The organism is Salinimicrobium profundisediminis (assembly GCF_026241755.1).
Classification (GTDB): Bacteria; Bacteroidota; Bacteroidia; order Flavobacteriales; family Flavobacteriaceae; genus Salinimicrobium; species Salinimicrobium profundisediminis.
Map to the genome: position 1 here is coordinate 96,808 of NZ_JAPJDA010000003.1, position 22,369 is coordinate 119,176.

Sequence of the window (22,369 nt, forward strand, 5' to 3'; positions counted from 1 at the left end):
CCGGGTTTTTTTTACTTTGAACCGGATTCTTAATTACCGGCCTGTCTTCTTGCTTCTTCTTTAAGCTCTTCGTTGGCAACAATTGCAAGCTCAACTCTACGGTTCTTAGAACGTCCTTCTACAGTAGAATTGTCGTACTTAGGTTGAGACTCGCCATACCATTTGGTGTCGATCCTTCCGCCAGAAATTCCCTGGCTGGTAAGGAAGTTTGTTACAGCCTGTGCCCTGTTCTTAGAAAGCGTTAGGTTGTAAGCATCACTACCGGTACTGTCTGTGTGCCCTTCAACTAAAATGTTTGTATCGGGGTATTCCTGCAGAATGTTGGCAAGTTTTTGAAGTGCCTCACGAGACTGCCCCTCAATGGCATATTTTTCTGTAGCAAAATAAATACCGCTGGTTTCATCAAAGGTCACGTTAATACCTTCACCAACTCTTTCAACTTCAGCTCCGGGGATCTCCTGTTCAATTTCCTGAGCTTGTTTATCCATTCGGTTACCAATATAAGCTCCGGCAGCACCACCTACAACACCACCAATAATGGCGCCCAGTGCGGTATTACCGTCTCCTACATTATTACCCACAACCCCGCCAAGCACGGCACCACCTGTGGCACCTATAACGGTTCCTTTTTGTTTGTTATTGGCATTTCTTGTAGCATCACAACCCACGAACATGATAAGGGCAGCAAATAAAAAAGCAAATAATCTGTTTTGTCTCATTTTCATAGTATTCTCAATTATTTATTAAAGTTCATTTTAATTGTAAACGGTTTGCCTTCAAAAGACACTGTTTGTTCCCAGGTCATTTGACTGCCCGAAAGATGGGTAAGGTTGATCCTGTACCCCGTATTACCGGTAACCGATTTATGATCGGAATTGGTAGGCTTAAACATAAGGTCATAATTACCCATTGCGGCGTTAGACCCGTCAATTGACCAGATAAAGAATTCGGTTTCTGAAGGACAATTAAGTCCTGAAACCACATAAGAACCTGTGTTATTATTCGAAATAAAGTTCCATGTACTACCTTCCAGACACCTGGCAGGGACATCGTTTAAAAGGGAAACCTGTACATTCTGGCTGTTCCCGGGGTAAGTAATACTGGTTAACTGCCAATCGCCATTCATGGTTGCCCTGGCTTCATTTGCCACCTTGCTGGAACCGCAGGAGACAAGAAAAACCACACTTAAAATTAAAAAAACAATCTTTTTCATGCTTCTGTTTTTACTGAGTCAAAAAAAATCCAATGCCAGGGCTAAAAAGCCTTAATGACATTGGATGATGCTGTTTACAATTATCTTCTAAAAAGTCTACTTATCAATGCGATTACAAGTAGAACAAGGAAAATGTAAAAGATGATCTGCGCAATATCGGCAGCTCCTTCAGCAATTCCTCCAAATCCAAAGATGGCGGCAATAATTGCAATGATTAAAAAGATAACGATTAATCGTATCATAATTTAAAGTTTTAGTGATTAGTTATCTCTAAATTACGTTGAGACCTTGCGGCAGACAAAAGATTATTACTTATTTAACAAGTTTTTTGTAAAGAAATCCTAACAAAATCAACTTACCGCCAATTCTTTCTTAATACTTCAATAACTCCAGAATTTTCTCCTCAAATCTCTTTTTTGGAAGGTAGCCTTCTTCGAGAGCTTTTGAGAATGGTATTGGGGTTTCAAGGCTTCCTACCCGCATTACCGGCGCATCGAGAGCTTCAAAACACTCCTGGGCGATCATGGCTGAAATGTCAGATCCTATTCCGCCGAAGACACTATCTTCCTGAAGGATAATTACTTTCCCTGTTTTCTTTACTGAAGAAAATATGGCTTCAGTATCCAGCGGCTGCAGGCTCCTTAAGTCAAGAAGATCGGCATCTATTTCGGGGTGAGCGTCGAGAGTCTCCAGCGCCCAATGCACCGCTGCGCCAAAGCTTATCACTGTTACATCCCTGCCTTCACGCAGCAAAGCTGCTTTTCCAAAGGGTAAGGTATAGTAATCTTTAGGTACTTGCTGGCGTATACTGCGATACAGCGCCTTGTGTTCAAAGAAAAGTACAGGATTGGGATCGTTAAAAGCTGTGTTCAATAATCCTTTGGCATCATAAGGGAACGCCGGATACACCACTTTTAAGCCTGGAGTCTTGGTAAACCAGGCCTCGTTCGTCTGACTGTGGAAAGGGCCGGCTCCTACACCTGCACCACAAGGCATCCTAATCACCACATCGGCCTGCTGGTTCCAGCGGTAATGCACTTTTGCAAGGTAATTCACTACAGGATTGAACCCGGAACTCACAAAATCGGCGAACTGCATCTCCACCATCGCTTTCATTGCTTTGATAGAAAGCCCCATTGCAGTTTCCACAATCCCCGACTCACAAATGGGAGTATTGCGCACCCGTTGGGTTCCAAATTCTTCAACGAAATTTTCGGTTATTTTAAAGACACCGCCATATTCAGCTATATCCTGCCCCATGAGCACGAGGTTTTCATGCCGCTGCATTGATTGCCTTAATCCCTGAGATACAGCATCTATAAACCTAAGCTCTTCTGTTTCTTCGGAATGAGTAAATTCTTCATAATGAAACTCTTGATACACATCATTTAACTCTTCAGTTTCATTGAAATCTATACCGGCTTCGGCATTTGCCTTTTTTAGATCTTCATCTATTTCCTGCTTGATTTCCGCTTTGTATTGGTTGTCAAGATTTTCAGAAAGCATTTTTTCAGCTAATAAAAATTCCCGGAAGTTATCTACAGGATCTTTAATTGCCCACTGCTGCATCAGGTCATTAGGAACATATTTTGTTCCGCTGGCTTCTTCATGACCCCTCATTCTAAAGGTCTTGAACTCCAGTAAAACGGGGCGCGGATCTTTTCGCATACTTTCTGCCAACCTGGAAACCTTTCCGTAGACCTCTAAAATGTTATTTCCGTCAATAATATGAGATTCCATACCATAACCCACAGCACGATCGGCTATATTCTCGCAATTATACTGCTGCGAAGTGGGAGTAGAAAGCCCATAGCCGTTATTTTCTACACAAAACATCACCGGCAGCTGCCATACCGAAGCAATATTTAGGGCTTCGTGAAAATCCCCTTCACTCGTGCCGCCTTCGCCTGTAAAAACTGCAGTGATTTTTTGCTCTTTTTGAAGCCTGTGAGCAAGAGCGATACCATCGGCAACCCCCAATTGAGGCCCCAAATGGGAGATCATTCCCACAATTTTATATTCCTGCGTACCAAAGTGAAAACTGCGATCCCGGCCTTTGGTAAAACCCGAAGCTTTTCCCTGCCATTGGCTAAATAACCTGTACAACGGGATTTCTCTGGCCGTAAAAACCCCCAGGTTACGGTGCATGGGCAGGATGTATTCGTCTTTTTGAAGAGAAAGCGTGACACCAATAGATATAGCCTCCTGGCCAATCCCGCTAAACCATTTTGATATTTTACCCTGGCGTAAAAGCACCAGCATTTTCTCTTCGATGAGCCTGGGCTTAAGCAATTCCCTGTAAAAAGCGAGGAGCTGCCCGTCATTAAAATCTGTTCTGTCGAATTCTATATCAGGTTGAAATGAAGTTTCTTTAATTTTCATAATTAAGCATTGGTTCCTCAAATGTACTTAAAATAGGATTCGTTGTTATTAAGAAAAATTTAAAGCCCACGACACTCTTCTTATTTTATTTAACTTTGTGTGGTATCTAAAAAATGATCCTATGGAGATGAACAATATACCCAGTGTTAACCTGGCCGACTTCCTGTCTGATGACCCAAAGAGAAAGCAAAAATTTGTAAATGAGATTGGTAAGGCTTACGAAGAAATAGGTTTTGTTGCTTTAAAAAACCATTTTTTGAGCGACAATCTTGTGGATGAGCTATATAAAGAAGTGAAGAATTTCTTTGCCCTTCCACTTGAAACCAAACAGAAGTATGAAATTGAGGGGCTTGCAGGGCAACGCGGATATATTTCCTTCGGAAAAGAGCACGCTAAAGGCAAGAAAGAGGGAGATCTTAAAGAATTCTGGCATTTTGGACAGGAGCCTTCAAAAGATGCAAATCTTACTGAAGAATATCCTGAAAACGTGCAGGTAGAAGAGCTCCCCGATTTTAACCACACCGGGATGGAAGCATACAGAATGCTGGAAAAAACAGGGATCTATGTGTTAAGGGCTCTTGCACTATACATTGGCCTGGACGAGTTCTATTTTGACCACTGGGCCAGTAACGGGAACAGCATTTTGAGGCCCATTCACTACCCTCCTATCACCGAAGAGCCTAAAGGTGCCGTAAGAGCCGGAGCTCACGGAGACATCAACCTTATCACGCTTTTAATGGGGGCTTCTACCGGAGGGCTCCAGGTGTTAAGAAAAGACGGGGAATGGATAGATGCTATTCCGCAGGAAGATGAGCTCGTGATCAACGTAGGAGATATGCTGGAGCGGCATACCAATAACAAACTGAGAAGTACGATACACCGGGTGGTGAATCCTCCAAAAGAGCAATGGAGCAATCCGCGTTATTCCATTCCGTTCTTTATGCACCCTCGCAGTGAAATGCCACTAAATTGTCTTGAAGAGTGTATAGATGATGAACACCCAAAAGCTTACCCCGATATTACTGCCGGAGAATTCCTTCATCAAAGACTGGTAGAAATAGGACTCAAAAAATAGTTTTTTATGGCTAAGAAAAAGATGGGGCTGGAAGACCTGGGAGGATTTGTTTTCTCTACAGATAAAGATTTTACTCCTGAAAGCCACAATGAAGAGCAGGAAGAAAGTTTAGCTCCACAAGATCAACTTCTGGAAGCCCATTATAGCTCCAAAGGGCGGGCAGGAAAGAAAGTGACTGTGGTAAAGGGGTATGTTGGCCCGCAAGAAGATCTCGATGCCCTGGGCAAAGACCTGAAAAAGAAATGCGGTGTGGGAGGCTCTGTTAAAGATGGTGAAATTATAATTCAGGGAGATGTTAGAGATAAAGTAATGTCTTACCTTAGAGAGCTTGGTTACAAAGTAAAGCGCATTGGGGGTTAAAGATATTTTATGGAGGAAAAGAAAATACTACATATTACCAACGGGGACGATCTTTCTGAACAAATTACCAATCTTTCAATTCCCGGAGATGTAATCACCTGGAGGGAAATGCTATGTGAAGGCCCTACAACTTTTGATGTGGGAGACGAAGACTTTGTGTTGCGCAGAAAAACTTTTCTTCTTGAGAAGTACAATATTTCTGAAGAGCAGTACCAGGAGGAGTTTCTTAGTGAACTGGTAAAACTGGCAGCCATCAATAATTATGATGAAATAGTGTTATGGTTTGAGTTCGACCTCTTTTCACACATGAACATGCTTGCCCTTATTAGCTTCCTGCTTCAGAATAAGAAAAATGGACCTTTCTCTTTAGTGTGTAGCCGTAAACTAAAAGGCGAAGCAGAAATGACTGCCCTTTCGCAGCTTTCAGATAAAAATCTTAACGAACATTATAAATATAGGATTCCACTTGAAAAGGCCGATATTCAAACCGCACAATTAATTTGGGAGCTGTACTGCAGTAAAAACCCAAAACGGCTTATGTCGGAAATCAAGAAGACCACAAACTTTGAATATTTGTCAAGTTCTATTAGAGCCCATATTGAGCGCTTTCCTAATATAAATACGGGATTGAATTCCCTGGAAATTAACGTCTTAAAACTCATAGAAGAACACGATATTAAATCGCAGCATCATCTTTTAGGCTATGCCCTTCAATATCAGGGTTATTACGGCTATGTAGATGTACAGATGCAGCGGATCCTTGAAAAGCTTAACCCTTTCTATGAAACTTCAGCAGAAAAACTGAAACTGAATGAAGATGGCCTTAAAGCATTAAAAGGCACAAAAAATTATTACCAGAACCTAAAAGATGACGAATGCTACGGCGGTGTAAGAAAGTACGACTTTCTTTATGACCCCGTTTCACACGATCTACTAAAATTATAACATGAATCATTTAGCAGCATCAGAATTAATTCTGAACAAAGACAACAGCATATATCACCTCAATCTAAAACCCGAACATCTTGCCGATACCGTTATTTTGGTGGGAGACCAAAACCGGGTAGATAAGATCACGAAGCACTTTGATAAAGTAGAAGTAGCCGTTAAGAAAAGAGAGTTCCACACCCAAACCGGAATTTACAAGGGCAAAAGAATATCGGTGATCTCCACGGGAATTGGTACAGACAATATTGATATTGTACTCAATGAACTTGATGCACTTGTCAATATCGACTTTGAGACCCGCGATATGAAAGCCGAAAAAACCAGCCTTAATATCATTAGAGTTGGAACTTCGGGGTCTATTCAAAAAGATATACCGGTAGACTCTATAGTAGTAAGCGAGATGGCCGTTGGTTTTGATAACCTTCTTCACTTTTACCAAAGCGATGAAGTACAGCTTCAGGATTTCAATGAGGCCATAGAAGCGCATCTTGGCACTTATGAAAGAAACAGTAAACCTTATGTGGTGCCGGCCAATGCTTCCCTGGTAGAGCAATTTATGAGCGAGCAGGTATTTGCAGGTTTTACGGGTTCAAATTCCGGGTTTTATGCCCCGCAGGGCCGTGTTCTCCGACTTCCTTTGAGAGATGACAACATGAAAGATAAACTGGCAACCTTTAGCTTTAAAGGAAAAAAGATCACCAACCTGGAGATGGAAACTTCAGCGATTTTCGGGCTTTCAGCAATGTTGGGCCATAAAGCTTTATCTCTTAATGCCATCATCGCGAACCGCGCAACCGGAAACTTTACCAAAGATGGTGCACAGGCAGTAGAGAATACCATAAAATATGCTCTGGACAGGATAGTATCAGCCTAATTTCATTTAACAGAATATTAAAAGCCCTCGTACCTCATATTCGTATTTTTGACGAAACCCCTCCGTATGTTAAAGCCTGAAGAGAAAATTAAAAGGCACCGCGATTTAAATTGGTTAAGTTTTAATGAGAGAGTGCTGCAGGAAGCACAGGATAAGACCACACCTCTTTACGAGCGGCTAAAGTTCCTGGCTATTTTCTCCATGAACCTCGATGAATATTTTCGGGTTCGCGTTTCCCAGCTAAGGCAAATGAAACGGGTAGAGAAAAGCATCAGGAAAAAGCTCGCCTTAAAACCTAATAAGACGGTAAAGGAAATACTTAAGGAAGTAAGGGAGCAACAGGAAAAGTTCGGTAAGATCTATAGAGAAGAGATCATCCCCGAACTGGAGACTGCAGGCATACACCTGGTACACAGGGAAGATTACAATGCGCACCAGGAAGAATTTGCACACAGGTATTTTAAGAAAATACGAAAGTGCATCAATGCTACTACCACAAGCGCTTTTGGTGGCGAAGAGCTTTTTTTGGAGAATAACAGCCTCTACTTTATGGTGTGTTTCGGGGATAAATCGGAGTTTGGAATTGTAAATATTCCGACAGATGAATGCGAAAGGTTCATCACTTTTTCTTCGGAAACAGAGGAGTTTAAAATATCATTTTTAGATGATATCGTAAAAGTAAACGTACCGAAGTTATTTCCTGATAAAGAAATTACCGGAATTTACGAGATCAAGCTTTCCCGGGATGCCGAGCTGTATATAGATGATGAAGTAGACGGATTGCTGGCCGAGAAGATCTACGAATCTCTCCAACAACGCACCGATGGCCAACCCACGAGATTGCTTTACGACTCCCATATGCCGGAAGAAGATCAAAAAATACTGCGGAAGCGGCTTAAACTTGGAAAAATTGACATGATGCCGGGTGGCAGATATCACAATTTCAGTGACTATTTTTCTTTCCCGGATCCCACGAATAATCCGGCCTTACATTTCGAAGAATGGCCCACGGTAAAACATTCTGTTTTGGAAACTACCGAAAATTATTTTGAGGTCATTGCAAAAAAAGACCAGTCGGTTCATTTTCCTTACATGTCTTTTGAATATGTAGAACGCTTCATACAGCAAGCCGCACACGACCCACAGGTAAAGGAAATAAAGATTTCCATTTACAGGATTGCCGATGAATCTGTTGTTACTTCTGCCCTTCTCTCGGCACTCAAAAATGGCAAAAAACTCACTGTCTTTATTGAAGCTAAAGCAAGGTTTGACGAGAAGAATAATATCGACTGGGGCAGGAAGTTTGAAGAAGAGGGAGCTAAAGTTATCTATAGTTACCCCAAAATTAAGGTCCATTCCAAGATCCTACTGGTTTCCAGGGAAGAGAATGGAGAATTAAAAGACTACGCTTATATTGGTACAGGTAATTTTAACAGCAAAACCTCAAAAATTTACTGTGACCATGCAATATTTACCGCATATGAGAAGCTAACAAGCGAACTCTCACGGGTTTTCCTGGTGCTTGAAGGGGAATTAATTATCCCGCGGGCAAAACACCTTCTCATTTCGCCATTTTCGACCAGAAAGTCTTTTGCAGACATGATCAACCGGGAAATTCAGAATAAAAAACTTGGCAAAAAGGCTGAAATCAAAGCTAAAATGAACAGCCTTGAAGATAAGGAGATCATCGACCTTTTATATGACGCCAGTGAGGCAGGTGTAGATATAAGACTGCTGGTTAGGGGCTTTACATGCCTGGTGCCAGGGGTTGAGAACCTTAGCAGCAACATTTACATGACCAGCATAATTGACCGCTTTTTAGAACACGGCCGCATTTACATCTTCGGAAATGACGGAAAGGAAGAGCTCTTTTTTGGTAGTGCCGACTGGATGACACGAAACCTGGACCGCAGGATAGAAGTGATCGCACCCATTTATGATGAAGATATCGCAAAGGAATTTAAAGATATTCTAGAAATACAATTCAAGGATAATGTAAAGGCCAGAATTCAGGATCCCACAGAAAAGAATAATTTTGTAGCGCCCAAACCGGGAGAAAAAGAAATAAGATCACAGTACGAAATATACAAGTACCTCAAAGAAAAACATGCCTCATGAGAAATATAAAAGTTGGAGGAGTGCCAGAACATTTCAACCTGCCATGGCACCTTTGTATTGATGACGGAACTTTTAATAACAACGGTCTCGATCTTAGCTGGCGCGATTTTCCCGACGGTACGGGGGCTATGTGTAAGGCCTTAAGAAATAAAGAGATTGATGTTGCCGTTATTCTTACTGAAGGCATTATCAAAGATATTTTACACGGAAATGAGGCACTTATTGTACAGGAATACATTGCTTCTCCACTAATTTGGGGAATACACGTAGCTGCTGAATCAAACTTTGAGTCGGTGGAAGACCTGAAAAATCAAAAAGTGGCTATTAGCCGGTATGGGTCGGGTTCACACCTGATGGCCTATGTAAACGCCCGGAATTTGGGTTGGGATACCTCAAAACTTCAATTTGAAGTAGTGGGAGATATTAACGGAGCTATTAAAGCTTTACAGTATGGCAGCGCCGGTTACTTTATGTGGGAGCATTTTACCACAAAACCTCTGGTAGATGAAGGCATTTTCCGCAGAATAGGAGATTGTCCCACCCCCTGGTCCTGCTTTGTAATTGCTGTTAGAAAAGATGTGTTAGAGAATGATCAGGCCGGAATTCTCACCATGCTCAAGACGCTAAATGAGGTCACTAAAAAATTCAAGCAAATTCCAAAAGTAGAACTGGCACTGGCCAATAAATATGAGCAAAAGGTGGAAGATATTGAGCAGTGGCTAAAGATCACCACCTGGAGCCAAAAACAAATCTCTGTGTTTGAGATCCAGAAGGTACAGGAGCAGCTCCTGGAGCTAGATCTTATCCCAGAAGCTCAAGACAGTCACTACTTTTTACCCCATTAAACGATATGAAAAAGACAAATATTTTGACATTTTTGACACTCCTGCTTTTGGCTACACCTGTTGTTGCCCAGCAAGGAGCGTTTTCACAAGCATCAGGCGATATTGAAATAGATTCTGCAATTCAGGAGGAAAACATTTTCAAGAGAGATAGTACCTATAGCGAAGTGCATTTAAACGTACTCAACTTATTGGTATTTGGTGCCCTTGATGTTGGATACGAGCGAATAATTAACGATCACGCCTCAGCCGGCGTAGAAATTTTCTCCAAGGTCTTTAATAAGAACGAAGGAGAGGACGTAGATCTTTCAAAAATTTACACCAAGGATTTCTCTATTACCGGAAAATTTAAATATTTCCTACAGGAAGAAAACACCGCCTGGGGTTATTATGCTGAAGCCTTTGGGATGTTTTCCAACGGAGATAATGAAGTGAAAAGAAAATTTCCAAATTCCGAAACTGGAGAGTTAGAAGAAAAGGAAGTATTTATTGAATATACCGATATTGCCATTGGAATAGGTGTAGGCGGAAAATTTGTTGCCAAACAGGGCTTTCTTGTTGATCTATCTTTTGGAATAGGCAGAAACCTCTTTGATAAAAATTCTCCCGATATCGTCCTGCTCCCCACGGTTAACGTAGGCTACAGGTTCTAGTTACCACGCAATGGGTTCTTTTCCTATAGAACGAAGGAATTCATTTGTCTTACTAAAATGCTTGTTACCAAACCAATAGCCTCTATTCGCGGCTAATGGAGAAGGATGCCCGCTGGTAAGCACCAAATGTTTATTAGAATCAATTTTACGGCCTTTCTTTTGTGCAGGGCCACCCCACAGGAGAAATACCAGGTTTTCCCGCTCATCTGACAAAGTGGAGATCACGGCATCTGTGAATTTTTCCCAACCTTTTCCCTGGTGAGAACCTGCCTGCCCTGCCCGCACAGTTAACGTGGCATTTAGCATTAATACCCCCTGCTCTGCCCAGTGCTTTAGGTTTCCATGTCCGGGCAAAGGTGTCCCTAAATCATCGCTAATTTCTTTAAAAATATTTACTAAAGAAGGTGGAACTTTGGTTTCGGGCTGCACAGAAAAACACAAACCATGAGCCTGCCCGTAACCGTGGTATGGATCTTGCCCTATAATTACCACTTTGGTTTCCTCAAAAGAGGAAAGTTCAAAGGCCTTGAATATGTTATCGGGATGAGGAAAACAGTCATTCGCCTCATATTCGGCAGATACAAATTCAAGCAGTTCCTTAAAATAAGGTTTTTCAAGCTCGTGATTTAACTTTTTTTTCCAATCTGGTGTGATGTCAAAGGTCATATTATTGGTTAAATTGCAGCTTCCCAAAAATAGGGAAATTTTCTATGATTAAAATTACAGCCAAGACTCTTCAGGACCTTGAATTTCCAACAATTTGCCAGCAGGTTAGTAGGTATACGGTCACAGGTCCCGGTAAGAATAAAGCTCTCGAAATAGCTCCTTTTTCAAGTTACAAAGAAACCATTTTTGCACTTCGAAAAACAAATGAATATGTGTCTTCGTACCAGCAGGAAAGTCGTATTCCCAATCATGGCTTTGATGCTATAGACCAGGAAATAAAATTCCTGGGCATTGAAGAGACCCGCCTGGAAGCATCGAGTTTCAGGAAGATAGGATCAATTTCAGAAACCTCAAATACTCTCATTCGGTTTTTTCAGAAATTTGAGCAGCTGTATCCCTGTCTTCACGAAACTGCTTCAGAAGTAGAGTATACTCCGCTCATCATTGAGAGAATCAATCAGGTAATTGATCGATTTGGAGAGGTAAAAGATGACGCTTCTCCCCTGCTTCAGGAAACACGCAGAAAGATTGGGCATGTAAAAGGGCAAATTAACTCCAGCTTTGGGAGTGCTCTTACCCACTACAACAACCTTGGTTATCTTGATGACATACGCGAGACCGTAGTAGATAATATAAGAGTGCTTGCAGTCTCTGCCATGCACCGGCGAAAGGTTAAAGGCGGAATTTTAGGGAATTCTAAAACAGGAAGCATTGTATACATTCAGCCCGAAACCACCTATAACTACACCCGCGAACTGAACAACCTGGAGTATGAAGAAAAGGAAGAAATAAAGAAGATCCTGAAGGAGCTAACAAGCTTTGTAAGGCCTTATCGCAGTTTACTGATAGACTACCAGGAATTTCTGAGCAACATAGATGTTATTGCTGCCAAGGCAAAGTACGGGATGGACATGAATGCTGTAATGCCCAAGATCTCCCGGGATCGTGAAATAGAATTAATAGATGCTTATCATCCGCTGCTTTTGCTTACCAACAGGAAGCAGAATAAAAAGACCTATCCGCAGACCATTGAGTTGAGCAGTGATAAACGCATTATCGTAATTTCAGGTCCTAATGCCGGTGGGAAAAGTATTACGCTCAAAACCATGGGGCTTTTACAGCTCATGGTGCAAAGTGGTTTGCTTATTCCGGTACACGAATACAGCAGGATGTGCTTTTTTGACAGGATACTTACAGATATTGGCGATAATCAAAGTATTGAAAACCACCTGAGCACATATAGCTACCGCTTAAAGAACATGAATTACTTTCTGAAGAAAGTAGATGATAAAACACTTTTCCTGATAGATGAATTTGGTACAGGAAGTGACCCGGAACTGGGAGGGGCTTTGGCTGAAACTTTCCTGGAGGTCTTCTATGAAAAAGAAGCTTTTGGAATTCTCACTACCCATTATGCCAACTTAAAGATGCTGGCCAATGAGCTGCCGCATGTTATCAATGCAAACATGTTGTTTGATGCAAGAACCCTGGAACCGCTTTACAAGCTGCATATGGGAGAAGCCGGAAGCTCCTTCACCTTTGAGGTAGCCCAAAAGAACGGAATTCCCTACAGCCTTATCAACCGGTCAAAAAAGAAGGTAGAACGGGGAAAAATTAGGTTTGATAAAAGTATCGCCGACCTTCAGAAGGAACGGTCAAAACTTTCGAAGACAACAACAGCTTTAAAGACCAAAGAACAAAAAACAGAATCTGAAAAGAAAAAGCTGGAAGAAACAAACGCCCGAATTCAGCAGAAACTGGAGAATTTTCAGGAGTTATACGACAGCAATCAGCGGTTAATTTATTTAGGTAACAAGATCAATGAACTGGGTGAAAAATATTTTCAGAATAAAAAGAAAAAAGAGCTTATTGCCGAATTCCTGAAGATCATAGAAGTAGAGAATTCCAAGCGAAAAAAAGTTTCACCTAAAGAAAAAAAGGTGGAAAAAGCGAAGGAAAAGAAGGTGATGCAGGAAGCTGAAAAGAAGGTCGAAGAAATTAGAAAAAAGAAAAAAGAAAAGCAGGAAAAAGATATTAAAGAAGAAATTGCAAAGCCAAAACCGGTTTTAAAAGTAGGTGACAGAGTGCGTATGCAAGACGGGAAAGCCGTTGGAAGCATTGACAGTATTGAAAAAGGAAATGCTAAAGTGAACTATGGCATTTTCACTACTTCGGTTTCTGTAGACCAGTTGGAGCTTGTGCAACGAAAAAAATAGAAAAAGAAAAATTATGGTAAATTTCCCTGAAAACAAGAAGATCATCCTTTTTGATGGTGTTTGTAATCTTTGCAACAAAACGGTACAAACGATCATTAAGAATGATGTAAATGACGTATTTCGATTTGCACCCCTCCAAAGTGATGTGGGCCGTCAAATCATTAATGAAAAAGGAATAGATACAGAAAACCTGGATTCGGTGATCCTTATCGAACCCGGTGTAGCATATTATCACAAATCGACCGCCGCAATCGAGATCGCCCGACATTTAAAAGGATATTCCTGGCTAAAGTATTTTAAGTCTCTACCCGAAGGTCTTAGAGATGGCGTATATAGCTTTGTTGCCAATAACAGGTACAGCTGGTTTGGAAAGAAGGACACTTGTATGGTGCCCACCCCAGAGCTACAGGCTTTATTCCTGAAATAGACTTTAAAGATTCAAGGTAAAGTTCCACGTTCAAAGCTGAATAATGGACTTGGGCCGAAGCGTTGAGTACTATAATTTATTGCAGTACAAAATCCGGAAATGATCATTAGCCTGAAAAATGTAACCATATTCAGGCAAGTCAACTGATCACCGAGTACTGACCAGTGATCACTTATTTAAGGTTGCTTAGTAGGAATTTGAGCTTGTCATTGGTGTTCCTGTTCTCCTGAAAAGAATGAGGAAAGTGGGTGTTCTTTTTAGCCAGTTCTTTTTGCTGAAGCTTTTCGATGAGTTCGGCATCTTCAAGAGCCACCTTACCGGTAAGCAGTAGCCCCATGTCCTTTTCAGAAGCATAATAGTCATAGACCTTTTTAAGGCCGGGCAGGTATTGATAATCTTTGGTAAATCCGCCACCGCGGTGTGCTCTTAGGGAAATCAACCAGGAAGTTTCGCGGTCAAGCTTGTACTGGCTGTACAAGAGATCAAAGGTATCACTAAAGCTGTAGCCTTTTATGAGGCTATCGGCAGCAAGTACCCGGTAAGCCAGTTCCTTTACCCTTTTTAGACTTAGGCTGTCGCTCATATATTCGCTAAAAATTCCGAGTCCGGCCTGGGTAGGATGATTATTGGCGAAGCCGTGTGAAAAGATCCTCAGGGTTTGGTCTAATCCGTTAAAGGTAGTGAGCATGTTTACAAAGATCTCGTGATTTGAAAGAACTTTCAGGTCATTGTCACTGAATTTCCTGTTCTTCTTGACCACAAGTTCCCCCGAATTTAATGCCATGGCTGCTCCGGTGATGCTATTACTCTGTCTTATTCGGAATTTAAAAGGATATCTTTCCCCAAAAGCCTGAAAATAAGCCTGTGCCTGATCGGCATTATAACGGGGCACCATTTCTTCGGCGTCTTCCTCTTTGTGAAAATGAAGTATGAATTTGGCATTTTTGACATCCTTCTCTGTGGGGGTTCCAAATACCCGAAGCGAGTTGTAAAAGAACTTTTTTTCTTTACCCACGGTAGCAACGCACTGCACCAATCCGGAGTATTCATAAACGGCATCGTGGTACAATTTATAAATATCTTCATCGGGAATGTCTTCCAGCCTCTGGCTGAATAATTGCCGCTGTAGCGTATAGGGATCAAACTTTAGCTTCCTGTATTTGAAAACCGGATCTTCTGAAAATTTGGAACCAAAAAAGCGCTTTTTTTCCTGCTCAATATTCAGCGGATTCAAATAATTGAGTACATCGATCTCCCGAACAAGACGGTCGAGATTCTGGTCGATTTGCAGAAGCGTTTTGTAGTAGCTGCGGGTTTTATCGGTCATTACTGAACAAATTCAGGTTAAAAATTAATCCCGCGCAAATACAAGAAATTCCTGTAAGCCTCGCAAGCTTTATGTGTGAAAAAATTGACGAACTACAGGATAAAAAATCCCTATTTTTCTTTGGAGATCTTTTCCTTTTTTGGAAGGTTATCATCCCACTTTCTTTCATGTGGTTCTCCCAGTTTATCTACAGATTTTGCTACCATCATAGAAACAGCAGCATCTCCTGTAACATTCACCATAGTACGGCACATATCTAAAGGCCTGTCTACAGCAAAAATGAGAGCAAGACCCGCTTCGGGGATCCCGGCCTGGGCAAGTACAATAACCAGCATCACCATTCCTGCACCCGGTACTGCCGCCGAACCAATAGACGCCAGGGTGGCTGTGGCAATAATTCCCAGTTGCGCACCAATAGAGAGATCCATACCAAAAGCCTGGGCTATAAAAACTGCTGCCACGGCCTGGTATAAACTGGTACCATCCATATTTATTGTAGCTCCTATTGGCAGAACAAAACTGGTCACCTCTTCGTGCACGCCCAGGTGTTCTTCGGTCCTTTCCATAGTTACAGGGAGGGTCGCCGCACTTGAACTGGTAGAAAAAGCTAAGAGCTGTGCGGGGGCAATTCCGTTTTCAAAGAAAGACGGGGTACGCCCCGTAAAGATCCAGACCAACATCATATAAACCCCAATCATTAGAGCAAGCCCTACAAGCACCGTTACGGCGTACATTGCAAGCGCTGCAAAAAGATCGGAACTGGGAGACTCTACCACCAGAGCAGCCAGAAGAGCAAAAACCCCATACGGCGCAGCCAGCATGATAAGGTCAATTAATTTGAGAATAACTTCGTTAAACCCGTCAAAAAAGGCTTTTACGGGCTTCGCTGTTTCTTCGGGTATTAAGATGAGACCAATGCCAAAGAAGATTGCAAAAAAGATTACCTGTAACATATTCCCGTTATCACTGGCTGCCGCAAATATGTTCCCGGGAACAAGGTCTTCCAGGGCCTGCAACGGCCCGGCTTCTTTTTGCCGCTGTGCATCGGCAATACGCACATTGGCATCACCTTCATAACTCGTAATAAGGTCGTTTCGGGTGTCTTCGGCAATTGCAGCACCCGGCTCAATGACGTTGACCATCACCAGACCAATTGTTACTGCGATCACCGTAGTTGCAACATAAATGAGAATTGTACGGGTTCCCATTTGCGACAACTTCGAGATATCTTTTAAATCGGAGATACCTTTTATCAGGGACGCCAAAATAAGAGGCACTGCAATTAATTTTAAGGCATTGATGAAAATATTTCCGAAAGGTTTGATCCAATCACTAATAAATTCGGCTCCCCAGGAAAAATTGGTCATTAGAAGGGCGAAAATCACCCCAGCGGCCATTCCCAGTAAGATCTGCCAGTGCAGCGCTAATTTTTTCATACTAAAGTATCTCTGAAATTATATTTTTGATGTTTTGTTCAACAAATAAAAATCGGCGAGAACCAGAGCCGCCATTGCTTCTACAATAGGAATTGCCCGCGGCACCACACATGGGTCATGCCTGCCCTTGCCCTGCATTTCTACCTCTTGCCCTTCAGCATTTATGGTCTTTTGTTTTTGCATAAGGGTAGCTACGGGTTTAAAGGCAACCCTAAAAGTAATATCCATACCGTTAGAAATACCTCCCTGGATTCCTCCGCTAAAGTTGGTAATCGTAGAGCCATCGGTTCGAAAATGGTCATTGTGCTCACTGCCTTTCATAGACGCACCTGCAAAGCCGCTTCCATATTCAAATCCTTTAACGGCATTTATGGAAAGCATGGCACCCCCCAAAGCGGCATGAAGTTTATCAAAGACAGGTTCACCAAGCCCAACGGGAACATTAGAAATCACGCACTCCACTACTCCCCCCACAGTATCTCCCTGCGACCGGATTTGCTTAATGAAAGTTTCCATTTCTTTGGCAGTTGCAGGATCGGGACATCGTACCGGATTCTTTTCTATTTCAGAAAGATCCAGCTCCTCAAATTTCTTCTGAAGCTTAATATCTCCTACCGCAGAAGTATAGGCGGTGAATGTAACGTCTTTCAACAATTGTTTTGCGATGGCTCCGGCCGCTACCCTACAGGCAGTCTCACGGGCCGATGATCTACCTCCACCCCTGTAATCCCTGTTGCCATATTTTTGATCGTAAGTATAATCAGCATGAGAAGGGCGGTACACATCTTTAATATGTGAATAGTCATTTGACTTTTGGTTGGCATTTTCTATGATAAAGCCAATAGGCGTACCTGTTGTCTTCCCCTCAAAGATACCCGAAAGGAATTTTACCGTATCGGGTTCTTTGCGCTGGGTTACGATAGAAGATTGCCCGGGTCTACGCCTGGCCAACTCCTGCTGTACCTTTTCGGTGTCAATAGGGAGTCCGGCGGGACATCCGTCAATCACTCCGCCGATAGCCTGGCCATGTGATTCCCCAAAAGTGACAAGTTTAAATAGATTTCCAAAGGAATTTCCGGCCATTGAAGGTGATTTTGAGCAAATGTAATTTTTTAAGCCAAGATTTAAAAATGTTTATTTAAGAGCCGCAGCCATTATCACTACAGGATGAAGGGCCTTTTTACCGGTTCCGTCATAAATTTGATGACGGCAGCTGGTTCCGGGAGCAGCAATAACTGTCTCTGCGGAAGCTTTTCGCACTGCAGGGAACAGCGTTTGTTCGCCAATCTGCATACTTACCTCATAATGCTCTTTTTCGTACCCAAAAGAACCTGCCATACCACAACAACCTGAAGGGATCACGGTTACTTCAAAATTCTTCGGAAGGTTGAGCATCACAAAAGTATTCTCTACGCCCGCCAAAGCTTTCTGGTGGCAATGGCCATGTAATTTGATGCGTTTCTTTTCCGAAGAAAAGGAATCGGCAGTAATATTTCCGGCGATGACTTCTTTCTTAAAAAACTCTTCCAGTAAAAAGGCATTTTTGGATACTTTCATGGCAGCCGCCTTATCATCGGCAAGTCTCAAATATTCATCCCTAAAGCTCAATATTGCTGAAGGTTCCAGCCCGAGCAACGGACGCTCTTCAGAAATAATATCCTTGAAAATTGAAACGTTTTTATTGGCTACTTCTTTGGCTTCCTTTAAAAAGCCTTTTGAAATAAATCCACGCCCACTTTCAGGATGTTTTACAATTTTCACCTCATAGTTGAGCCCTTCAAGCAGCTTTATTGCAGCCACACCCACTTCAGAATCAAGGTAATTGGTAAATTCATCGTTAAAGAGGTAAACCGTTTTAATAGGCGTAGTAAGCTTTCTCTCATTCTTTTTATAATAAGAAGAAAGAGTTTGGCTGGATAGAGCAGGTAAACGTCGCTGTGGCGCGATACCCATTGATTTCTTTATAAGACCACCCGTAAGAGCATTTGAAAACATAAGATTCGAAAAAGGGGAAAATCGCCAGGTCTTTTTGTTGAGCGCAGCGTTGAAGGCAAAAGCTTTTGAACGCAGCGAACTGCCGTTGGTACTGTTGTATTGATACTGAAACTCTGCTTTATAAGCGGCCATATCAACATTAGAAGGACATTCACTTTTACAGCCTTTACAGCTAATGCACAGGTCAAGTACTTCCTTTAACTCTTCATGATCAAACTTATTTTGTTTATCAGAATTTGTCAAAAATTCCCTCAAAGCATTGGCACGGGCCCTTGTGGTATCTTTTTCATTGCGGGTGGCACGGTAACTAGGGCACATTACGCCACCTGCTTCGGCAGGCTTGCGGCAGTCGCCACTACCATTACAATTTTCGGCCCCTCTTAGAATCCCAAGAGAATCGGAGAAATCCATAATCGTTTCGATTTCGGGCTCTTTTCGGCCCGGCACGTACCTTAGGCTCTCGTCCATTGGAGGAGCGTCAATAATTTTCCCCGGGTTAAAAATATTATTTGGATCGAAGATGTTTTTTACCCTTTTTAAGAGGTTGTAATTCTCTTCTCCTATCATGAGCTGTATAAACTCGGCCCGTACCCTGCCATCACCGTGTTCCCCACTCATAGAGCCACCGTATTTCTTCACGAGAGCAGCCACTTCTTCTGTAATTTTTCTGAAGAGCACCACATCATCCTCTTTTTTGAGATTGAGTATGGGCCTCAAGTGCAGTTCCCCTGCGCCGGCATGAGCATAATATACAGCATCCTGCCCGTAGTTGAGCATTAACTGGGAAAATTCTGAAATATATGCAGCAAGATCTTCTACCGCCACAGCTGTATCTTCTATACAAGCCACGGCTTTACGGTCGCCAACAATATTCCCGAGAAGCCCCAGTCCTGCTTTTCTTAATTCCAGCGCAAGATCTATGGTTTCATTCTGAAGTACCGGAAGTGCATAGGCAAGTCCTGAATCTGTAAGGGTTTTTAGGAGTTCGGCAGTACGGTTAGTCAATTCTTCTTCTGAAGATGCTCTTATTTCTAGCATGAGGATAGCTGCCGGGTCACCTTCTATAAAGAAACGATTTTCCCGGTATTTTAGACTATTCCGGGTACAGTCCAGAATCACCTTATCCATCATCTCGCAGGTGAACAGGGAATGCTGCATTGCCGGAACAACCGCCTGCAGGCATTTTTCCAATGACTCAAAATGTGCAGCGATCATTACAGCATTTTCCGGTGGCAGTGCATCGAGCTGCAGAGTAATTTCGGTAGTAAAAGCCAAAGTACCTTCGCTACCAGACAACAGTTTACAAATGTTGATCTTATCTTCACTTCCTCCCAGAACTTCAGCCGGCAGCAGTTCATCTACTGCATACCCTGTGTTGCGGCGGTGGATCTCCGGTTTTGGAAAGCCTGCTGTAATTTGGTCACGCACTGCTTCAGGCTTAAGCTCTTCATAAAGTTTCCGGTAGATCTCACCTTCCATGGAATCCAGCTCCATTTTTTTGCGGAATTCTTCCGAAGAAATTTCAGAAAAAACAGCCTCTGAACCATCACTGAGCAGCACTTTCATTTCCACAACCTTTTCGCGCGTGGTGCCATATTTGATAGAAGTGGTTCCACTGGAATTATTGCCAACCATTCCACCTATCATACAACGATTTGAGGTAGAAGTATTGGGCCCAAAGAACAGCTTGTGGGCTTGCAGGTACCTGTTAAGGTCATCGCGAATTACTCCCGGCTGAACTTTAACTGTTTTCTTTTCTGTATCAAGTTCAAGAATGGAAGTGAAATATTTTGAGACATCAACTACAATACCTTCCCCTACACACTGCCCTGCAAGGGAAGTACCGGCTGTACGCGGAATGAGCGACGTATTATTTTTATTGGCAAAAGAAATAAGCTGCTTTATGTCTTCCAGATTTTTTGGATAGGCTACAGCGAGAGGAATAGTGCGATAAACAGAAGCATCTGTTGCGAAAATCCTTCTCCATAGGGCGTCATAGAAGAGTTCACCTTGCAGGTCTTGGTCGAGTTTTTGAAGATTTTGATTCATAGGGGAGCAGTAACAGGTTATGGCAGCCTGATTAACAGGCCATTATTAACATTAACATTTAATTAGCGGAGATAAGGGGTAATCGATATATCAGATAGTCTAATTTTGTAGGAACAAATTAAATGAAAAGATATGAAAAAAATCGTTTTACTAACCTTATGTATTTTTGGTTTTAGCCTTTCTTCACAAGCACAAAATATTGCAGATCATGCTCTGGGTTTACGTTTGGGAGACAATGATGGATTTGGAACAGAAATTTCTTATCAACACGGATTGTCAGAAAACAACCGACTTGAACTGGATTTGGGTTGGAGAAGCAGAAATGACCTTGATGCCTTTAGACTAACAGGAATTTACCAGTGGGTTTGGAACCTTGAAGGCGGATTTAACTGGTACGCCGGTGCCGGTGGTGGATTAGGCTCTGTTGATACTGGTGATGACAGTGACTTTTTTGTTCTAATCGCCGGGGATGTGGGTATTGAATATGATTTCGATTTCCCCCTACTCCTATCTCTTGACTTTAGACCTGAAATTGGATTCAGTGATTACAATGATGATCTTGGATTTGATATAGCGCTGGGGATTAGATACCAGTTCTAGACATAACAATTATCATAAAAAAGGCTCCCGGAATTAATTTTTGGGAGCCTTTTCTTTTTGGGTAATATCTAAAGCTTTTAAATAGAGGTTTTCGTAGAGAGGAACAACCGAGTATACATCAAAAATAAATGCCTGTTTACGGGCATTTTCTTTGAACCTTTTAAGGGTGGCATCATCTTGAAGTATATGAATTGCATTGGCTGCCATCTCTGACACCTCTCCCACATCACTTAAATACCCCGAAAAGCCCTGCTTGTTAACTTCGGGCAGACCTCCGGTATTTGTTGAAATTACCGGCACCCCATTCACCATAGCCTCAAGGGCGGCAAGCCCAAAGCTCTCTTTTTCTGAAGGCAAAAGAAAAAGATCGGAATAGCTCAATACCTGGTCAATCTCATGAGATTCCCCCAGGAATAACACCTTATCTTCCAGAACTAACTCTTGCACCAGTTCTTCGGCCATTTCTCTTTCAGGTCCCTGCCCTACCATGATAAGCTTCGATTTCAGGTTTTTCTGAATTTCATAAAAGATCATAATTACATCCCTTACCCGCTTTACCTTTCTAAGATTACTTACGTGGGTAATGATCCTCTCATCACTTTGAGCCAGCATACTTCTTTGGCAGTTGCTAATAGACTGGGTATATTTTGTGGTGTCTATAAAATTGGGCACTACATCAATCTCGCGCTTTACGTTAAAAAGACGCAGGGTATCTGCCTTAAGACTTTGAGATACCGAAGTAACAACATCGCTGCTATTAATACTAAAAGTAACTGCCGGTTTATAGAAAGGGTGGTTGCCCACCAGCGTAATATCGGTTCCATGAAGGGTGGTTACCATAGGCAGGTAGATTCCTTCTTCCTCGAGCATTTTTTTTGCCATGTAACCTGCATAGGCATGAGGAATGGCATAATGTACGTGCAGCACCTCAATTTTATGCAATTTCACCATATCTACCAGCTTGCTGCTTAAGGCAAGCTCGTAAGGCTGATAGTGAAACAGAGGGTATTCGGGTACATTAACTTCATGAAAATGTATATTATGAGAAAGCTGTTCAAGCCTTACCGGCTGCTTATAAGTAATAAAATGGATCTCGTGCCCTCTGCGGGAGAGTGCCATCCCCAATTCGGTAGCTACCACACCACTTCCCCCAAAAGTAGGGTAACAAACAATGCCTATTTTCATGTA

General features: G+C 42.2%; 20 protein-coding genes. 10 read left to right on the plus strand and 10 right to left on the minus strand.

Annotated features, from left to right (window positions below):
• Window positions 1-29: 29 nt before the first annotated feature.
• The 4 genes from OQ279_RS02755 to OQ279_RS02770 all read right to left on the minus strand — a co-directional run bounded on the left by OQ279_RS02755 (window position 30) and on the right by OQ279_RS02770 (window position 3,595).
• Window positions 30-725, minus strand: coding sequence for a YiaD family glycine zipper/OmpA-like lipoprotein (locus OQ279_RS02755; protein ID WP_266068261.1), 696 nt, complete (start codon window positions 723-725; stop codon window positions 30-32).
• A gap of 11 nt (window positions 726-736) precedes the next feature.
• The gene (locus OQ279_RS02760; RefSeq protein WP_266068262.1) at window positions 737-1,213 is read right to left on the minus strand and encodes a lipocalin family protein; all 477 of its coding nucleotides are present in this window, start codon (window positions 1,211-1,213) and stop codon (window positions 737-739) included.
• 80 nt (window positions 1,214-1,293) lie between these two features.
• On the minus strand, window positions 1,294-1,455 hold the full coding sequence (locus OQ279_RS02765) for a DUF1328 family protein (protein ID WP_029033028.1): 162 nt from the start codon (window positions 1,453-1,455) through the stop codon (window positions 1,294-1,296).
• Window positions 1,456-1,585: 130 nt separating this feature from the next.
• Window positions 1,586-3,595: an alpha-ketoacid dehydrogenase subunit alpha/beta gene (locus OQ279_RS02770; protein ID WP_266068263.1), complete on the minus strand. Its 2,010-nt coding sequence runs from the start codon at window positions 3,593-3,595 to the stop codon at window positions 1,586-1,588.
• Between the two features lie 127 nt (window positions 3,596-3,722).
• On the opposite strand from OQ279_RS02770, the gene OQ279_RS02775 reads away from it, so the two are divergent.
• From OQ279_RS02775 to OQ279_RS02805, 7 genes are all read left to right on the plus strand, one after another.
• Window positions 3,723-4,670, plus strand: a complete 948-nt coding sequence (locus OQ279_RS02775; protein WP_266068264.1) for an isopenicillin N synthase family dioxygenase — start codon at window positions 3,723-3,725, stop codon at window positions 4,668-4,670.
• Window positions 4,671-4,676: 6 nt separating this feature from the next.
• Complete coding sequence (locus OQ279_RS02780) at window positions 4,677-5,030, plus strand: translation initiation factor (protein WP_266068265.1); 354 nt, start codon at window positions 4,677-4,679, stop codon at window positions 5,028-5,030.
• 9 nt (window positions 5,031-5,039) lie between these two features.
• Window positions 5,040-5,975, plus strand: coding sequence for a DUF1835 domain-containing protein (locus tag OQ279_RS02785; protein ID WP_266068266.1), 936 nt, complete (start codon window positions 5,040-5,042; stop codon window positions 5,973-5,975).
• A 1-nt stretch (window position 5,976) separates the two neighbouring features.
• On the plus strand, window positions 5,977-6,852 hold the full coding sequence (locus OQ279_RS02790; RefSeq protein ID WP_266068267.1) for a nucleoside phosphorylase: 876 nt from the start codon (window positions 5,977-5,979) through the stop codon (window positions 6,850-6,852).
• A gap of 66 nt (window positions 6,853-6,918) precedes the next feature.
• Window positions 6,919-8,970 (plus strand): polyphosphate kinase 1, encoded by a 2,052-nt coding sequence (gene ppk1 / locus OQ279_RS02795; RefSeq protein WP_266068268.1) that lies wholly within the window; start codon window positions 6,919-6,921, stop codon window positions 8,968-8,970.
• A complete protein-coding gene (locus tag OQ279_RS02800) occupies window positions 8,967-9,815 on the plus strand; it encodes a substrate-binding domain-containing protein (protein ID WP_266068269.1) in 849 nt (282 codons plus the stop codon). The genes ppk1 and OQ279_RS02800 overlap by 4 nt, the downstream gene beginning before the upstream one ends.
• A gap of 5 nt (window positions 9,816-9,820) precedes the next feature.
• Window positions 9,821-10,465, plus strand: coding sequence for a hypothetical protein (locus OQ279_RS02805; protein WP_266068270.1), 645 nt, complete (start codon window positions 9,821-9,823; stop codon window positions 10,463-10,465).
• On the opposite strand, the gene OQ279_RS02810 is transcribed toward OQ279_RS02805, so the two are convergent.
• Window positions 10,466-11,131, minus strand: coding sequence for a uracil-DNA glycosylase (locus OQ279_RS02810; protein ID WP_266068271.1), 666 nt, complete (start codon window positions 11,129-11,131; stop codon window positions 10,466-10,468). It abuts the gene before it with no gap.
• A 44-nt stretch (window positions 11,132-11,175) separates the two neighbouring features.
• On the opposite strand from OQ279_RS02810, the gene OQ279_RS02815 reads away from it, so the two are divergent.
• Both OQ279_RS02815 and OQ279_RS02820 read left to right on the plus strand, forming a co-directional pair.
• On the plus strand, window positions 11,176-13,347 hold the full coding sequence (locus tag OQ279_RS02815; protein ID WP_266068272.1) for an endonuclease MutS2: 2,172 nt from the start codon (window positions 11,176-11,178) through the stop codon (window positions 13,345-13,347).
• A 13-nt stretch (window positions 13,348-13,360) separates the two neighbouring features.
• Window positions 13,361-13,774 (plus strand): thiol-disulfide oxidoreductase DCC family protein, encoded by a 414-nt coding sequence (locus OQ279_RS02820; RefSeq protein WP_266068273.1) that lies wholly within the window; start codon window positions 13,361-13,363, stop codon window positions 13,772-13,774.
• Between the two features lie 172 nt (window positions 13,775-13,946).
• On the opposite strand, the gene OQ279_RS02825 is transcribed toward OQ279_RS02820, so the two are convergent.
• The 4 genes from OQ279_RS02825 to OQ279_RS02840 all read right to left on the minus strand — a co-directional run bounded on the left by OQ279_RS02825 (window position 13,947) and on the right by OQ279_RS02840 (window position 20,581).
• Window positions 13,947-15,101 carry a peptidase MATCAP family protein gene (locus OQ279_RS02825; RefSeq protein WP_266068274.1) on the minus strand — a complete coding sequence of 385 codons (1,155 nt, stop codon included), beginning with the start codon at window positions 15,099-15,101 and terminating at the stop codon, window positions 13,947-13,949.
• A gap of 110 nt (window positions 15,102-15,211) precedes the next feature.
• Window positions 15,212-16,537 (minus strand): dicarboxylate/amino acid:cation symporter, encoded by a 1,326-nt coding sequence (locus tag OQ279_RS02830; protein ID WP_266068275.1) that lies wholly within the window; start codon window positions 16,535-16,537, stop codon window positions 15,212-15,214.
• A gap of 18 nt (window positions 16,538-16,555) precedes the next feature.
• Window positions 16,556-17,620 (minus strand): chorismate synthase, encoded by a 1,065-nt coding sequence (gene aroC / locus OQ279_RS02835; RefSeq protein ID WP_266068276.1) that lies wholly within the window; start codon window positions 17,618-17,620, stop codon window positions 16,556-16,558.
• 51 nt (window positions 17,621-17,671) lie between these two features.
• Window positions 17,672-20,581, minus strand: coding sequence for an FAD-binding and (Fe-S)-binding domain-containing protein (locus OQ279_RS02840; RefSeq protein ID WP_266068278.1), 2,910 nt, complete (start codon window positions 20,579-20,581; stop codon window positions 17,672-17,674).
• 132 nt (window positions 20,582-20,713) lie between these two features.
• Between OQ279_RS02840 and OQ279_RS02845 the strand changes: the two genes are divergently transcribed.
• Window positions 20,714-21,181 carry a hypothetical protein gene (locus OQ279_RS02845; protein ID WP_266068279.1) on the plus strand — a complete coding sequence of 156 codons (468 nt, stop codon included), beginning with the start codon at window positions 20,714-20,716 and terminating at the stop codon, window positions 21,179-21,181.
• Window positions 21,182-21,214: 33 nt separating this feature from the next.
• On the opposite strand, the gene bshA is transcribed toward OQ279_RS02845, so the two are convergent.
• Window positions 21,215-22,366, minus strand: a complete 1,152-nt coding sequence (gene bshA, locus OQ279_RS02850; RefSeq protein ID WP_266068280.1) for an N-acetyl-alpha-D-glucosaminyl L-malate synthase BshA — start codon at window positions 22,364-22,366, stop codon at window positions 21,215-21,217.
• Between the last annotated feature and the right edge of the window lie 3 nt (window positions 22,367-22,369).